Origin of the sequence: Gordonia sp. (in: high G+C Gram-positive bacteria) (assembly GCF_020438995.1) — a bacterium.
GTDB lineage: Bacteria > Actinomycetota > Actinomycetes > Mycobacteriales > Mycobacteriaceae > Gordonia.
In genome coordinates this window covers 1-14,732 of record NZ_JAGQTN010000182.1, presented here as the reverse complement: position 1 = coordinate 14,732, position 14,732 = coordinate 1, and the positions used below count along the sequence as shown (strand labels likewise).

The window sequence follows — 14,732 nt, the reverse complement described above, 5'->3', positions numbered from 1 at the left end:
GGCTGACCGGAGGCACCGGACTGGGCCTGGCGATCGTGAAACATGTTGCGGCCAACCACAATGGGACCATCGCGCTGTGGAGTAAGCCCGGCACCGGATCGACGTTCACGCTCAGCATCCCGCAGGACGTTCTCGGCCCCGACGACGAGAACGCGTTCAGGGACGCCGACGCGTTCGAACTCGCGACCGGTGGTGGTGACGACGCAGTCAGGTGAACCGCCGCCCCCGCATAGCCAACCGAGCTTGTTGAAATGTGACACGAGTTGAAATGTGACACGAGGACAGAAGGAATCTATCTGTGACGCACGTACTGATCGTCGAGGACGAGGAAGCCCTGGCCGATCCGCTGGCATTCCTGTTGCGCAAGGAGGGTTTCGAGGCCAGCGTGATCAACGACGGCGCGCAGGCGCTCGCTGCGTTCGAACGGATAAATCCCGATATCGTGCTGCTCGACGTGATGCTGCCGGGGATGTCGGGCACCGAGATCTGCCGGGCCCTGCGCGCGCGGTCCGGGGTTCCGGTGATTATGGTGACCGCCCGCGATTCGGAGGTCGACAAGGTGGTCGGCCTCGAACTCGGCGCCGACGACTATGTCACCAAACCGTATTCGGCGCGCGAACTCATCGCCCGGATCCGTGCGGTGCTGCGCCGCGGCAGTGAGCCGGCCGACGACGACAGCGCCATGGTGGTACTGGAGGCCGGGCCCGTCCGGATGGATGTCGACAGACACACCGTGGCGGTCGACGGCAAGCCGATCACCTTGCCACTCAAGGAATTCGACCTGCTCGAGTATCTGATGCGCAATGCCGGCCGGGTGCTCACCCGGGGTCAGCTCATCGACCGCGTCTGGGGTGCGGACTATGTCGGCGACACCAAAACCCTTGACGTGCATGTGAAACGGCTCCGCGCCAAGATCGAGCCCGACCCGGGTTCGCCCAAACATCTGGTGACGGTGCGCGGCCTGGGCTACAAACTGGAGTCGTAGGCGGGTAGGGAGCGCATCTCACCGGACCCTTCGAGACGCGGTCGGCTCGCAAGCTCGCGCGACGGCTCCTCAGGGATCAAGAAGGTGGCCGCGGTCGGCTCGCAAGCTCGCGCGAGAAGCTCCTCAGGGATCGAGAAGGTGGCAGCGGTCGGCTCGCAAGCTCGCGCGAGAAGCTCCTCAGGGATCAAGAAGGTGGACGTCGTGGGGTCGTGAGTCGCGGGGCGGCTCCTCAGGATCGAGATGTGGGTCAGTCGTCGAGGCGTTCGTATTTGATGTCGGTGTCCCGGCGGGCCGTCGCTGCTGCGGTGGCCGGGTGAACGGCGATGAGGCCCAGTCCGTTTCGTCGCCGGCAGACCTGAGCCAGCGCGTCGTAGGCGGCCTGCCCGATCAACTCGATCAGTTCGGGTGCGTACGACTGCCAGACCTGGGTGGCCCCCACGTGGGCGTCGGGTGAACCCGAGCAATACCACTTCAGGTCGTGCCCGCCCTCACCCCAGCCGCGCCGGTCGTATTCGGTGATGGTGGTCTTGAGGACCTGGGTGCCGTCGGGGCGCTCCACCCAGTCTTGTTCGCGACGCACCGGCAACTGCCAGCACACGTCGGGTTTGACGGTCAGCGGTTCGAGTCCCTTGCGCAGCGCCATCGCGTGCAGCGCGCATCCCGGGCCCTTTGCGAAGCCGGGCCGGTTGAGGAAGATGCAGGCACCCTTGTAGGTGCGGGTCTTGAGCGCGGGCTCGTCGTCGAGGTCGCCCTCCTCCAGATAGCCGCGCGGACCGGTCGGATCCTTGCCCGATCCCTTCTTGTAGAACTGCCAGTCGTCCTCGGTCAGCATCGACATTCCTCTGGCGAGGCGTTTGCGGTCGGCCTTGTCCGACAGGTAGGCGCCGTGCGTGCAGCAGCCGTCCGACTCGCGGCCCTCGACGATGCCCTGGCAGGCGGGGGTGCCGAAGACACAGGTCCAGTGCGAGAGCAGCCAGGTGAGGTCGGCGCTGATCACGTGTTCGGGGTCGTCGGGATCGGCGAACTCGTACCATTCGCGCGCGAAGTCGAGAGCGACTTCGGGGGTGGGGCGCATACGTGCGCTCGTCGGGGTGCTCGCCACGATGACAACGGTAACGCCGGGCGTGCCGGGGCCGCCCGACGGAGTGCCCGGTGCCCGATTCCCGGGAATAGTCGGGAGCGGTTTCGCGAGCCGCTGTTGTCACAGCGGTATTACGCAGTAGCGTTGGCGGCGTGCGCTTAGGAGTACTCGATGTGGGCAGCAACACGGTCCACCTATTGGTTGTCGACGCCCATCGCGGCGGTCATCCCACCCCGATGAGTTCGACGAAGGCCGTGTTGCGCCTCGCCGAGCAGATCGACGGGGACGGACGCCTCACCGACAAGGCCGCGGGCAAACTCATCGCCTCGGTCGAGGAGTTCACCGACATCGCCACGTCGTCGGGCTGTGAACAGATCATGGCGTTCGCCACGTCCGCGGTGCGCGATGCCACCAATTGTGACGAGGTTCTCGCCCAGGTCGCCGATAAGACCGGCGTCACGGTCGACGTGCTCTCGGGCACCGACGAGGCGCGGCTGACGTCGTTGGCCGTCCGGCGCTGGTACGGGTGGAGCGCCGGACGCATCCTGGCCTTCGACATCGGTGGCGGTTCGCTCGAGATGTCCAACGGCGTCGACGAGGAACCGGACGTGGCGCTGTCGCTGCCACTGGGTGCGGGCAGGCTCACCCGCGAGTGGCTGCCCGACGACCCGCCGGACCGCCGGCGGATCTCTGTGCTGCGTGATTGGCTCGACGCCGAGCTCAAGGACGCGGCCAAGCAGCTTGCCGACTGCGGTAGTCCCGACCTCGTCGTCGCGACATCGAAGACGTTCCGCAGCTTGGCCCGGCTCACCGGAGCGGCCCCGTCGAGCGCCGGGCCACGGGCGCGTCGGGAGCTCACCGCGAGCGGGCTTCGGCAGCTCATCGCCTTCATCTCACGGATGGCCGCGTCCGATCGTGCCGAACTCGAAGGCGTCAGCAGCGACCGGGCGGGGCAGATCGTGGCGGGTGCGCTGGTCGCCGAGGCCGCGATGCGGGCGCTGGAGGTGGATACACTGAAAATCTGTCCGTGGGCACTGCGGGAAGGTGTGATCCTGCGGCGGCTCGATTCCGGGCTTCAGTAGGTGGGGCTCGGGTAGGCGGGGAGCTTGATTGGTTCGGGGCTTCAGTAGGGTGTGGCTCATAGGTGTCGCAGCCACTGAGACGCGGTTGGCAGCCCTGAACACGGTTCGCAGCCCCTTGACGCGGTTGCCGGAGAGACTTTGGGAGAACGCACGCGATGGTGAACGAGGACGCAGATTCCCGGCCCATTTCCGTATCCGAGCTGCTGGCACGTCATCAGGCCGGTGCGGACGCGGTCACCCCGGCAGGCAAGGACGGCCGCAACCGCCGCAGGGCCGGCCGTGAAGGTGCGGTGTCGCTGGCCGAGCTGACCGGCGAGGTTCCCCGGGTCGCCTCCGATCCGACGGCCGAGCCCCGGCACACCTCCTTCCCACGCTCCGACCGTCCGGGCGATGGACAACCGGCCGCCAGCGGTATGCCCGCCTACGGCACCGATTCCGAGAATTCCGCACCCGAACCGGCGGATGTCGATGAGCAGGCAACCGGGGTCATCGAGCGCGTCCGGGAAACACCGGACGACTTCGACTCCTATCGGTCGTTCTCCGATATCGAACCCGAACCCGAGGTGAAGTCCCGGCGCGGATTCTTCGGGCGGCGCAGGGCGCGCGACCCCGAGAATCAGTCCCCGGCGCGGCAGACCGATGAGGCGACAGCACCTACCGAGGTGATCGGGCAGACCGATGCCCTCGAGTCATCCGGCAGCGCGGAGCCGGCGGACGTGTCCTCGCAGGCAGATGGCGAAGTGTCCTCGCCGTTGGACGGCGACGTATCCCCGTCGGCCGACACCAGCGACCGGGCCGAGGTCGCCGACAAGGCCGATCTTCTGGAGAAGACGGACCTCCTGGACAAGAACGCTGCGCCCGATGACGCCGATGTCCTGGACGAGACTGATGCTCCGGACGAGACCGATGTTCTCGATGAGACCGATGTTCCCGATCCTGCCGAACTCGCAGATAAGACCGAGACCATCGACCTGAGCAAGCCCGTCGGCCTGGGTGAGTTCGGCGACGAGGTCGATGTTCCCGAGCCGGCGGAACTCACCGACGACGCCGATCTCGCCGACAAGACCGAGGCCATCGAGAAGATCGAACTCACTGACAAGACCGAGGCGATCGAGAAGATCGAACTCGCCGACAAGACCGAGCTCACAGACAAGGCCGAGCTCGCTGGTCCGGTCGCGCAAGCGGGCTTCGCCACGTCGTCTACGGGCGGATCGTCGGAGTACCTGGCCAATCTGTACTCCGGCAGCCCGGCCTCAGGTGGTTTTCCCGCCGTGGTCGGCGACCTGCGGCCGGGCGAGACCACGGAGGTGATCGAGCCGGTCCGGGACGAGGTGCCGACAGCGGGCGAGGTGCCCGCAGCGGGAGCAGACGTGCAAGCGCCGGCGGGTCCGGATCGACCCGTCCCACTCTGGCTCACCGACCCGGCGCCCGCCGACTCGGACCCCACCGATGACGGCGAGCAGAACACGGACGCCTCGGACGCCGCCGGTGATCCGGCCGAGAAGCCGGAGATCGACGCCGTCACGCGTGCGGCACAGGCACGTGCGGCCAGGGTCGGCGACTCGGCCAAGAAGAAGCGATTCGGCAAAAAGGCCGCCAAGGCTGCCATTGAGTCGGCCTCCGCCGACGACCTCGACGCCTCGGCAGGCGGCAATGCCCTGAGATTCGCCGGCGACGGCGGCCCGGGAGACGACGCGGCCGGAAACGACAGCTCCGGGGACGCGAAGTCCGTCGACAAGTCGGCGACCGAGAAGACGTCGGCTGACAAGAAGAAGTCGGCTGACAAGAAGGAGTCTGGGCGCGCCGACACCGGACAGGAGCCGTCGCCGGCGAAGGCCTGGCTGCTGGTGGTTGGTGAGTCCCTGCTCGGTCTCGCGATCGGCCTCGGCCTGTTCTGGGGTTTCAAGGAACTCTGGGAGTGGAGCGTGCCGTTCGCGCTGGTCCTCGCGGTGGTGGTGATATTCAGCATCGTGACCGTCACACACGTCGTGCGCCGCTCCCGTGACCTGGCCACCACGTTGCTGGCGGTCGGTGTCGGGCTACTGGTGACCATCGGTCCGCTGGTGCTGCTCGCAACGTGACCTCCGCTCGGATGGGCCCCGGAATGGGTCAGCGCATCGTGCGGCCCGAGATCCCGGTGGGATTGTCGACCGCCTCGGTGTATCCGCAGAACACCGAGGCCGCCTTCCAGTACGCGGCGGAGCTGGGCTTCGACGGCATCGAATTGATGGTGTGGGGCGACCCGATCAGCCAGGACATCGCCCACGTCGAATACCTGTCGTCGCGATATCAGGTGCCGATCCTGTCGATTCACGCCCCGTGCCTGATCATCTCGCAGCGTGTCTGGGGCAAGGATCCGGTGCCGAAACTGGCCCGTGCGGTGCATGCCGCGGAGGATCTCGGCGCACCCACCGTCGTCGTGCATCCACCTTTTCGCTGGCAGCGCTACTACGTCGACGCCTTCGACGACATCGTCGGCGAGTTGGAGGACGACAGCGGCGTAGCGATCGCGGTGGAGAACATGTTCCCGATGCGCGCAGACCGGCTGTTCGGCGCGGGGGAGCGTTCGGCGCGGCGGCTGTCGCGACGCGGCGGGGGGCCGGGCGCGGCGGCGTCGGCGTTCGGCAAGTCGATCGACCCCACCGACGACGGCTACCGCAACTACACGCTCGACCTGTCGCATACGGCGATGGCCGGCGCCGATGCGCAGGCGATGTTCGGCCGGATGGGCACGGCGCTGACCCACCTGCATCTGGCCGATGGCAGCGGCGCCGCCCACGACGAGCACCTGTTGCCGGGTGACGGCACCCAGCCGTGCGCGACGATCTGTCGCCGGCTGGCCGAAAGCGATTTCGACGGCGCGGTGGTCCTGGAGATCACCACGAGTTCGGCACGTACCAAACCGGAGCGGGGTGCGATGCTGGCGCGGGCACTGGACTTCGCCCGGACCCATCTGGCACGGCATGGGGCATCTACATGAGAGCGGCACTTGCATGAGCGAACTTCTGACCGCGGTGCGGGCATTGACTCGTCGGCCGGGCGACCGTGTCGGCGTCGCGTACTGGGCCACCATCGACCCCGTCTTCACGATCGGCCCGAAGGTGCACGGTGGGTCGTTGCAGATGATCGCGGTCGGCGCGGCACGTGCCGCGTTCACCGAACTCGCTCCGATGGCCGGCGGGCTGGTGCCGGTGGCCATCGCCAGCGATTACCTGGCGGCGCCCAACCCGGGAGTCGTCGACATCGACGTGGCGGTGCGCAAGCACGGTCGCACGGTGGCGGTGCTCACGGTGGACATCGGTCAGGGCGGCCGGACGATGGTGTCCTCGACGGTGACGCTGGCCTACGCAGGTGAGGGGGAACCGAGCCATCGCGCGCCCAACGGTCTCGACGGGGTACCGGTCGCACCACCTGTCGGCGGGCTCACCGTCGACGATGCGCCGATGCGCGACATCGTGCACTTCGGTCCAGCTCTCGACATGGTGCTCGACCCCGAGTCGTTGCCGGCGATGCGCGGGCAGACCGGTGCGGCGCGGATCGTCGGCTGGGCCAGGCCCAAGGGTGCCGAGCCGGACCTCGATTTCGCGGTCCTGGTGGCCGATGCGTCGCCGCCGGTGGTGATGAATCTCGGGATGTTCGGGTGGGCGCCGACGGTGCAGCTGACCACCTATCTGCGGCGGGAGCCCGCCCCGGGCTGGCTGCGGTTCGAGGCGTCGAGTGTGCAGGTGGGACCCGGGATGTTCGAGGAGGATCATCTCGTGGTGGACTCGACGGGCGCGGTCGTCGCGCAGTCGCGACAACTTGCCCTGCTCCCGAAGTAGCCGCCGCCCGCCGGCCGGTGCACCATGTAGGCCGAAGCACCCCACGACGAAAGGCGCAAGCAGTGTCCCAACGTATCGCGATCATCGGCGGCGGAAAGATCGGCGAGGCCCTGCTCGCCGGCTTGATCCAGTCGGGTAAGCAGACCAAGGATCTGGTCGTCGCCGAGAAGTCGGGGGCCAGGGCCACCGAGGTGGCTGACGAGTACGGCGTGCTGGTGACCGATGTGGTGAACGCGGTCGAGGGGGCCCAGTACGTGTTCATCGCGGTCAAGCCCGACGGAGTCACCGAGGTGTTGCGCAATATCGCCTCGGTCGACGACACCGGGGACATCGAGCGGGTGGTGGTCACGCTGGTCGCGGGGCTGCCGCTGTCGCGGTACGAGACTGCGCTGCAGGCCGGATCATCGATCATCCGGGTCATGCCCAATACCCCGATGCTGGTCAACGAGGCGATGTCGGCGGTGTCGCCGGGCCGCTACGTCAGCGATGAACAGCTCGAGGAGGTGCTGTCCCTGCTCGGTGCGGTCGGCAAGGTCATGGTCGTTCCGGAGAAGCTGATGGACGCGGTGACCGCCGTGTCGGGGTCCGGTCCCGCGTATGCGTTCCTGCTGGCGGAGGCCATGATCGACGCCGGTGTGGGGCTGGGGCTGACGCGGGTGCAGGCGTCCGAGCTGGCGGTGCAGACGATTCGCGGTGCGGGCATCCTGCTCAGCGAGTCCGGGCTGTCCCCGGTGGACCTGCGGGCCGCGGTCACCTCGCCGGGCGGAACCACCGCCGAGGCGATCCGCGAGTTCGAAGCGTCCGGGTTCCGGCACGGTGTCTACCAGGCGATGCGGGCCTGTGCCGCTGCCAGCGCAAACGCTGGCCGTCGAGTCGACGTTGAGGGTTTAGGTGCCGCGGCGGCCGGTCCGGGGGAATCTGCAACCCCCCGTGTCTAGTGGTTGTTATGGACAACAACCACTATATCTTGTGGTTTGGGGCCCGATTTTGATGCTTTATCGGGCCACTTGCGTCGCTTTTTTCACATCCGCCCCGTTAAGCTGCTCAAAGCACGTGCGTGTCTGATTGCTCGCCGGAGGGGAAGCCGGCGGCCACGATTCGTGCACCGGAGGTATGAGCAACATGGCACCTGTAGAGAAGGCCGGAACAGTGAGCAGCACGACCTCGGGCTCGCAGTTCCTCACCGTCGCGGAAGTCGCATCCCTGATGCGGGTCTCGAAGATGACCGTCTACCGCCTGGTTCACAGTGGTGAGCTGCCCGCCGTTCGCGTCGGCCGCTCATTCCGTGTTCACGCCAAGGCGGTTCACGACTATCTGGAGACCTCGTACTTCGACGCCGGTTAGCCGGTCACCGATCGCCGATCCGGGTTGGTACCTCGATTTCGCCTGTTCGATTTCGCCTGGAGGTGCGCAGCCGGTAGGCTTGGGGATCGCGTGCTGTGATCCCCGGCGGCTCTCGGTCGGCCTGACCGGCGTTGGCGAGTTGGGTTCTGGCAACTGGGTTCGGTTCCGGCGAGCAATGGCCGGTAGCTCGGACCCCGAATTCGCCGAAAGCACAGAAGGTTAAGCGTCGAGCGTGAGGAAGTAGCCCCATGGGTTCAGTGATCAAGAAGCGCCGCAAGCGCATGTCGAAGAAGAAGCACCGCAAGCTGCTGCGCCGAACCCGCGTTCAGCGTCGTAAACTGGGTAAATAGGCTCATATTCGCCGTAAGGGACCCGCGCGAGAAGTGCGGGTCCCTTAGGTTATGCCCTACCCTCTAGTCATGACAGGGGAGATAACAACGTCGCCATCGGAGCCGCCGCGGTCCGTGCTGGTCACCGGTGCCTCGACGTTCCTCGGCGGATACCTCGTGGCCCGGCTCGCCGCCAACCCCGAGATCGAGACCGTGCTGGCCGTCGACTCACGGGTGCCGCGCAAGGATTTGTTGCGCAGGATGGGACGCGCCGAGTTCCTGCGCCTGGACATCCGCAGGCCGACCATCGCCAAGGCGATCGCCTCCTACAACGTCGACACCGTCGTGCATGCGGCCACCTCGATCATGGAGGCGGCACCGCATTCGACGGCGATCAAGGAGTTCAACCTGATCGGGTCGATGCAGGTGTGCGCGGCATGTCAGCGCAGCCCATCGGTCAAACGCGTGGTGCTGCGGTCCACGGCCATGGTCTACGGGGCGAGTTCGAAGGATCCGTCGCACTTCGACGAGGGCACCACGGCGGTCCGCGAGCCGAAGGTCGGTTACGGCCGCGACCTGCTCGACGTCGAGGGTTACGTCCGCGGCCTGGCCCGACGGCGTCAGGACATCGACATCACCATCGTCCGGCCGCAGGCCATCCTCGGTCCGCGGATCAATACCCGGATGGGGTCGTACCTGTCGTTGCCGGTCGTACCCACCGTCATCGGCATGGAACCGCGCCTGCAGTTCCTGCACGAGGAGGACGCACTCGCGGCGATGGAGCACGCGGTGCTGGCCAACAGGCCCGGCACCTACAACGTGGCGGGCGACGGCGTGGTCACCCTGACCCAGGCGATCCGGCGGCTCGGGCATATCCAGATGCCCGTGCCCAAAGGGCTGCTGGCGCCGATAACGGGCGTGTTCCAGGACTTGCGTTCGGCCAAGCTGCGCTCGAGTCAGACCGACTACCTCACGTACGGCAGGGTCCTGGACACCACCCGGATGCGGACGAAGTTCGGGTTCACGCCGCACTACACGACCGACCAGACGCTGGAGGATTTCATCCGCCGCGGCTCATCGAGTCCGGTCATCGGGGCCGACACCTGGCGCAGCGTCGAACACCGGGTTGTGTCGGCGGCACACAGGCTGGTCGAGGTGTGATTTTGGACGTATGACCCAGTCCGGTCATGCGCAACGCAGTTGCAACGTTTACAATACGATTCAAGCTCGGTTCGGGGGTGCGGTGAGCGGCCCTGACGCGCGAACAGACGACGTGAGGATGGTGAGTATGGTGCCGACTGGTGCTACCGACGCACGCACTGCGAAGGTCATTCAGCTCTATGCCACTCCCAACCCGGTCGGGGCCAATACGGTCGATGTGAGCCCCGGTACCGGCCGCAACCTCGCCGAACGCAGACATCCGAGTCAGCTGACCGGACATCCCAACACCGACAGGTTCGGAATGCCGCCTGCCAGCGTCACACCGATCACCGATGAGATCACGCTCGCCGACGGACTCGGCGCCGAGCACGGCAACGACGTCCGGTCGAGCCCGCTGTTCAGCTTCGGAGGCATCCGCGGGGCTATCGCCGACACCCTCACGTCCACCGCGGGCTTCATCCGTGAACGGATGACCGGCGACTACGACGTCGATGAGTTCGGTTTCGACCCGCACTTCACCGACACGGTGTTCTTCCCCGCCATCCGCCAGGTGTACGAGAAATGGTTCCGGGTCGAGGTCACGGGTATCGAGAACCTGCCCACGGAGGGTGCCGCACTCCTCGTCGCCAACCACGCCGGCGTTCTGCCCATTGATGCGCTGATGTGCTCGATCGCGGTCCGCGACAATCACCCGACCGGACGCTACCTGCGTGCGCTGGCCGCCGACCTGGTGTTCGAGATGCCTGGGATCAGCGAGATGGCCCGGCGGATCGGCGCGACGATGGCCTGCGCCAACGACGCCGACCTGCTGCTGCGCAACGGTGAGCTGACCGCGGTGTGGCCGGAGGGCTTCAAGGGCATCGGCAAGCCCTACAAGGATCGTTACCGCCTGCAGCGGTTCGGGCGTGGTGGCTTCGTCACCACCGCGATCAAGAACTCGGCACCCATCATCCCGATGTCGATCGTCGGCTCGGAGGAGATCTACCCGATGATCGCCGACCTCAAGCCCGTCGCTCGCACGCTCGGCCTGCCGTACTTCCCGATCACGCCGCTGTTCCCGTTGCTCGGGCCCCTCGGCGCGATACCGCTGCCGTCCAAGTGGCACATCCACTTCGGCCGCCCCATCGACACCAGCGGCTACGATGAGTCCGCCGCCGACGACCCGATGGTGGTCTTCGACCTCACCGACCATGTTCGCGAAGAGATCCAGCAGACCCTGTTCCGGATGCTCAGCCGGCGCGGCAGCGTCTACTTCGGCTGACGGAGAGTTTTTCCCAACCTGACTGCCGGTGTGGTGGTGACCCAATGTTGTCACCACCACACCGGCAGTTCGTTAGTGTCCAGAGCAGATTCCGCAACCGAAGGAGTTGAGAGTGCGCGCAGTGGTGTGTCATGAGGGTGAACTGACGGTGCAGGATCTGCCGACGCCGGTCCCCGGTCGCGGCGAGGTGCTGCTGCGAGTCACCCGTGCGGGGATCTGTGGCTCAGATCTGCACGCCCGGGTTCATTGCGATGCCACGGCCGACCTGGTGGCGGACGTGGGCTACCGCGGCTTCATGCGCAAGACCGATTCGGTGGTGCTCGGGCACGAGTTCGCGGGCGAGGTGATCTCGTACGGTCCCGACTGCCAGAAGCGCTGGGTGCCGGGTACCCCCGTCGTCGCGCTGCCGATCGTGTCGCACGGCGGGCAGAGTCATCTGACGGGATTCTCCGAGTCGTCGCCCGGCGCGTACGCCGACTTCGTGGTCGTCAACGAGGACCTGACCTTCGAGGTGCCCGACGGTGTGACGGCCGAGCAGGCCGCGCTCACCGAGCCGATGGCGGTGGCCTACCACGCCGTTCGGCGCGGCGACGTCGGCAAACGTGATGTGGCCGTCGTGATCGGCTGTGGTCCCATCGGTCTCGCGGTGATCGCGGTCCTGAAGGCGACCGGCATCAAATATGTTGTGGCCAGCGATCTTTCGGAGAAGCGACGCATTCTCGCGAAGCGGGTGGGCGCCGATGTCGTCGTCGATCCCCGGGTGGAGTCGCCCTACGACAAGGCCGCCGAACGCCGCGGCTACGTCACCAAGGCGCCCGACATGCTCGCCCTGGCCTTCGACGCCATGCACCGTTTGCGCCGCCTCCCGGTGCTGCCGTGGAAGCCGGTGTTCCACGCCGCCGAACGGCTCGGCGCCGTACCGTCGGGCCCGGTCGTTTTCGAATGTGTCGGTTCCCCGGGCATGATCGAGAACATCGTCTCCGGTGCTCCGTTCCGGTCGCGGATCGTCGTCGTCGGTGTCTGCATGGAACCGGATACCTTCCGGCCGGTGATGGCCGTCAACAAAGAACTGGAACTCCGCTTCACGTTCTATTACGACCCGGCCGAATTCAGCACTGCGTTGCAGATGATCGCCGACGGCCGCCTCGACGTCACCCCACTCATCACCGCCACCATCGGATTCGACAGCGTGGCAAAGGCTTTCGAGGCACTCGGCTCAGCCGAACACCACGCCAAGATCCTCATCGACCCCACCAGCAACGCAGCGCTGTGAACGCTAGTAGCAGGACGCGTAGCTGTAGTAGTCGCTGCTGTCATTGGACTTTGACACGACCTGGCCGTTCACGTAGATCTTGCACGATACCGGGCCGCCGTTCTCGTCGACGACGCTGACCGCGACGAACCCACCGTATTCGCCTGACTCGGTGAAGTCGTAGTAGGCGCACTTGCTGCCCGACAGATTCTTGGTGAACTGCTCGGAATTGCCATACACGTTCTGCATGTCGATCGTCACGTCGTCGTTGCCGCACATCACGTAGCGGACCCGGTCGTACTGATCGGTGGACACTGCGCCGGCGGTGGGCGTGCTGACGGCTCCGGCGATACCGGCGACGGCGATGGCGGCGACGGCCGCACGGGTGAAGAACTTCTTCATGGTGACTCCTTCGTATGAATGCGAGCCGAACACTATCGGCGGGCTACGACAATCGGCATGGACATGGCTCTGAACTGCGTATATGCCCGCAATAGCCGGATTGTCGCAACCTGCCGCTACTGTTCTGCGCAGTCAATCCCGCACGGGTGATTGCTGATTTCAGGAGTTCTGCGAGATGTATGTCAGATTGGTGTCGGCCGTTGTGTCGGCAAGTGCAGTGGTGTTTTCGCTCGGCGCATGTTCCGCCGGTGACGAGGCGGCCACACCCACGACGGTGACCGCCACCGAAAAGGTGACCCGGGTGACCGAGACCGAGACGGTGACCGCGACTGAGTCGCCTACGGAAGCGCCGACGGAGTCACCCGAGGAGACGCAGGTGACACGGGAAAAGAAGTCCGTCAGTTCCGGGGGAAGCGGGTCGGCGGCCAGGATGCCCAATGTCGTGTGTATGAATCTGCAAGCGGCGCAGGACAAGATCCAGGAAGCCGGAGTGTTCTACTCGCGCAGTAAAGATGCGAGCGGCCAGGGGCGTATGCAGGTCCTCGACAGGAATTGGATCGTCGTCGCACAAACACCGGATCCCGGTACTCCGATCTCGGAGGGCGACGCGGTGCTGTCGGTGGTGAAGAACGACGAACCGAATTCTTGTTAGTCGTGTGAGGCTTTTCCCGCTCATCGCTTACCCTTGCGCTCACGTTGGCCGGCGAGCTTTGCGAAAGCGGTGAGCGGGAGGCGGCTCAGCGGTTGCGGAGGATGCGGGCGGCGACGGCTGCTCCGCCACCGGCTGCGCCGACGGCCAAAGCTGTTGTGGCGCCGTATTTCGCGGCCTTGCGGGCGGTGCGGAAGTCGTACATCTCCCAGCCGCGGATCTTGGCGACGTCGCGCAGATCCGAGTCCGGGTTGATGGCGACGGCCTTACCGACGAGCGAGAGCATCGGGACGTCGTTGTGTGAGTCGGAATAGGCCGTGCACCGCTTGAGGTTCAGGCCCTCGCGAATGGCCAAGGAGCGCACCGCATGTGCCTTGCCGGGGCCGTGCAGGATGTCGCCGACGAGGCGGCCGGTGAACACGCCGTCGACACTCTCGGCGACCGTGCCGAGCGCCCCGGTCAGGCCGAGGCGGCCGGCGATGACCTGCGCGAGTTCCTGCGGAGTGGCGGTGACCAGCCATACCTGCTGGCCGGCGTCGAGGTGGCTTTGTGCCAAAGCCCTTGTGCCGGCCCAGATCTTGTCGGCGATGTACTCGTCGTAGATCTCCTCGCCCAGATCGATCAACTCGGAGGTCCGGCGGCCGGAGATGAACGAGAGCGCCTTCTCGCGGCCCTCTGCGACGTCGTCGGCGTTCTCCTTGCCGGTGATCTGGAACTTGGCCTGCGCCCACACCACATCGAGGATGTCGCTGTACCGAAAGTAGTTGTGCGCCACCAGGCCACGAGTGAAGTGCACGATCGAGGCGCCGTGCACGAGTGTGTTGTCGACGTCGAAGAATGCGGCCGCGGTGAGATCACGGGGGACCGGTGGCGCTTTCGGAACGTCGGCGTCGGTGGTGCGTTCGCCCTCACGGGCCCGCAGCGAGTCGACCGCCGCCTCGGCGCTGGCCTCACCGGCCAGACGCTGACGCAGCTCGGCGGCGGTCTGCCGGAAGCGGCCCGACGCCGCGATCGCACGTTCGGAGATCCACGTGGTGACCCGGCTCGCCTCATCGATCTCGTCGTCGTCCGGGTCGTCAGAGTCGTCCGGATCGTCTGCGGCACCGTCAGGATCGACGACGGCGGCCTGAGCCTCCCAGTCCTCGTCCGCAGCCTCTGCCGACACGTCGGCGTCGTGCACGATCTCGGCCGACACGTCGACGTCATCGGTCACGGCCTCGGGGCCCGTCTGCCCCGCGTCCTGCGTCTCGCCCACCGGACCACCTCCCGCACAGCTTGCATCTACCGAACCACCCTACTTGCCGGGGGCCCGGCGCAACGCGTGTCCGGCGTCGGGCGACACTGGAGCGACCCGCATCCCGGACG

At 66.4% G+C, this 14,732-nt stretch carries 16 protein-coding genes; 13 read left to right on the top strand and 3 right to left on the bottom strand.

The window, feature by feature from the left end; genetic code table 11:
* Nucleotides 1-215, top strand: a 215-nt coding sequence (locus tag KDB67_RS13265; protein WP_291016353.1) for an ATP-binding protein, incomplete at its 5' end; no start/stop codon positions are given.
* Nucleotides 216-298: 83 nt separating this feature from the next.
* Nucleotides 299-985, top strand: a complete 687-nt coding sequence (locus tag KDB67_RS13260; RefSeq protein WP_291016351.1) for a response regulator transcription factor — start codon at nucleotides 299-301, stop codon at nucleotides 983-985.
* A gap of 247 nt (nucleotides 986-1,232) precedes the next feature.
* Here KDB67_RS13260 and KDB67_RS13255 read toward each other — a convergent pair whose 3' ends face one another.
* On the bottom strand, nucleotides 1,233-2,060 hold the full coding sequence (locus KDB67_RS13255) for a hypothetical protein (protein ID WP_291016360.1): 828 nt from the start codon (nucleotides 2,058-2,060) through the stop codon (nucleotides 1,233-1,235).
* A gap of 158 nt (nucleotides 2,061-2,218) precedes the next feature.
* On the opposite strand from KDB67_RS13255, the gene KDB67_RS13250 reads away from it, so the two are divergent.
* From KDB67_RS13250 to KDB67_RS13205, 10 genes are all read left to right on the top strand, one after another.
* Nucleotides 2,219-3,148: a Ppx/GppA phosphatase family protein gene (locus KDB67_RS13250; RefSeq protein ID WP_291016349.1), complete on the top strand. Its 930-nt coding sequence runs from the start codon at nucleotides 2,219-2,221 to the stop codon at nucleotides 3,146-3,148.
* A gap of 155 nt (nucleotides 3,149-3,303) precedes the next feature.
* On the top strand, nucleotides 3,304-5,229 hold the full coding sequence (locus KDB67_RS13245) for a hypothetical protein (protein WP_291016347.1): 1,926 nt from the start codon (nucleotides 3,304-3,306) through the stop codon (nucleotides 5,227-5,229).
* Nucleotides 5,230-5,240: 11 nt separating this feature from the next.
* Nucleotides 5,241-6,128 carry a sugar phosphate isomerase/epimerase gene (locus tag KDB67_RS13240; protein WP_291016358.1) on the top strand — a complete coding sequence of 296 codons (888 nt, stop codon included), beginning with the start codon at nucleotides 5,241-5,243 and terminating at the stop codon, nucleotides 6,126-6,128.
* 13 nt (nucleotides 6,129-6,141) lie between these two features.
* Nucleotides 6,142-6,969, top strand: coding sequence for a thioesterase family protein (locus KDB67_RS13235; protein WP_291016345.1), 828 nt, complete (start codon nucleotides 6,142-6,144; stop codon nucleotides 6,967-6,969).
* Nucleotides 6,970-7,031: 62 nt separating this feature from the next.
* The gene (gene proC / locus KDB67_RS13230; RefSeq protein WP_291016343.1) at nucleotides 7,032-7,907 is read left to right on the top strand and encodes a pyrroline-5-carboxylate reductase; all 876 of its coding nucleotides are present in this window, start codon (nucleotides 7,032-7,034) and stop codon (nucleotides 7,905-7,907) included.
* 175 nt (nucleotides 7,908-8,082) lie between these two features.
* Nucleotides 8,083-8,313 (top strand): helix-turn-helix domain-containing protein, encoded by a 231-nt coding sequence (locus KDB67_RS13225; protein ID WP_291016342.1) that lies wholly within the window; start codon nucleotides 8,083-8,085, stop codon nucleotides 8,311-8,313.
* A 248-nt stretch (nucleotides 8,314-8,561) separates the two neighbouring features.
* The gene (locus KDB67_RS13220; RefSeq protein ID WP_003402602.1) at nucleotides 8,562-8,663 is read left to right on the top strand and encodes an AURKAIP1/COX24 domain-containing protein; all 102 of its coding nucleotides are present in this window, start codon (nucleotides 8,562-8,564) and stop codon (nucleotides 8,661-8,663) included.
* A gap of 69 nt (nucleotides 8,664-8,732) precedes the next feature.
* Nucleotides 8,733-9,803 carry an NAD-dependent epimerase/dehydratase family protein gene (locus KDB67_RS13215; protein ID WP_291016341.1) on the top strand — a complete coding sequence of 357 codons (1,071 nt, stop codon included), beginning with the start codon at nucleotides 8,733-8,735 and terminating at the stop codon, nucleotides 9,801-9,803.
* 118 nt (nucleotides 9,804-9,921) lie between these two features.
* A complete protein-coding gene (locus KDB67_RS13210) occupies nucleotides 9,922-11,064 on the top strand; it encodes a lysophospholipid acyltransferase family protein (RefSeq protein WP_291016339.1) in 1,143 nt (380 codons plus the stop codon).
* Nucleotides 11,065-11,176: 112 nt separating this feature from the next.
* On the top strand, nucleotides 11,177-12,337 hold the full coding sequence (locus KDB67_RS13205; RefSeq protein ID WP_291016337.1) for a zinc-binding dehydrogenase: 1,161 nt from the start codon (nucleotides 11,177-11,179) through the stop codon (nucleotides 12,335-12,337).
* A 3-nt stretch (nucleotides 12,338-12,340) separates the two neighbouring features.
* Here the strand turns inward: KDB67_RS13205 and KDB67_RS13200 are convergent, their stop codons facing one another.
* Nucleotides 12,341-12,718 (bottom strand): hypothetical protein, encoded by a 378-nt coding sequence (locus KDB67_RS13200; RefSeq protein ID WP_291016336.1) that lies wholly within the window; start codon nucleotides 12,716-12,718, stop codon nucleotides 12,341-12,343.
* 175 nt (nucleotides 12,719-12,893) lie between these two features.
* On the opposite strand from KDB67_RS13200, the gene KDB67_RS13195 reads away from it, so the two are divergent.
* Complete coding sequence (locus KDB67_RS13195) at nucleotides 12,894-13,370, top strand: PASTA domain-containing protein (RefSeq protein ID WP_291016334.1); 477 nt, start codon at nucleotides 12,894-12,896, stop codon at nucleotides 13,368-13,370.
* 85 nt (nucleotides 13,371-13,455) lie between these two features.
* On the opposite strand, the gene KDB67_RS13190 is transcribed toward KDB67_RS13195, so the two are convergent.
* Entirely contained in the window at nucleotides 13,456-14,562 is a 1,107-nt protein-coding gene (locus tag KDB67_RS13190; protein ID WP_291016355.1) for an HAD-IB family hydrolase, read from the bottom strand.
* Nucleotides 14,563-14,732 lie beyond the last annotated feature (170 nt).

What these genes read in the sequence shown, in the direction of transcription:
- KDB67_RS13255 (WP_291016360.1), bottom strand. Translation starts at nt 2,060, where the DNA reads ATGCGCCCCACCCCCGAAGTCGCTCTCGACTTCGCGCGCGAATGGTAC.
- KDB67_RS13245 (WP_291016347.1), top strand. Translation starts at nt 3,304, where the DNA reads ATGGTGAACGAGGACGCAGATTCCCGGCCCATTTCCGTATCCGAGCTG.
- KDB67_RS13240 (WP_291016358.1), top strand. Translation starts at nt 5,241, where the DNA reads ATGGGCCCCGGAATGGGTCAGCGCATCGTGCGGCCCGAGATCCCGGTG.
- KDB67_RS13235 (WP_291016345.1), top strand. Translation starts at nt 6,142, where the DNA reads ATGAGCGAACTTCTGACCGCGGTGCGGGCATTGACTCGTCGGCCGGGC.
- KDB67_RS13225 (WP_291016342.1), top strand. Translation starts at nt 8,083, where the DNA reads ATGAGCAACATGGCACCTGTAGAGAAGGCCGGAACAGTGAGCAGCACG.
- KDB67_RS13220 (WP_003402602.1), top strand. Translation starts at nt 8,562, where the DNA reads ATGGGTTCAGTGATCAAGAAGCGCCGCAAGCGCATGTCGAAGAAGAAG.
- KDB67_RS13215 (WP_291016341.1), top strand. Translation starts at nt 8,733, where the DNA reads ATGACAGGGGAGATAACAACGTCGCCATCGGAGCCGCCGCGGTCCGTG.
- KDB67_RS13210 (WP_291016339.1), top strand. Translation starts at nt 9,922, where the DNA reads ATGGTGAGTATGGTGCCGACTGGTGCTACCGACGCACGCACTGCGAAG.
- KDB67_RS13200 (WP_291016336.1), bottom strand. Translation starts at nt 12,718, where the DNA reads ATGAAGAAGTTCTTCACCCGTGCGGCCGTCGCCGCCATCGCCGTCGCC.
- KDB67_RS13195 (WP_291016334.1), top strand. Translation starts at nt 12,894, where the DNA reads ATGTATGTCAGATTGGTGTCGGCCGTTGTGTCGGCAAGTGCAGTGGTG.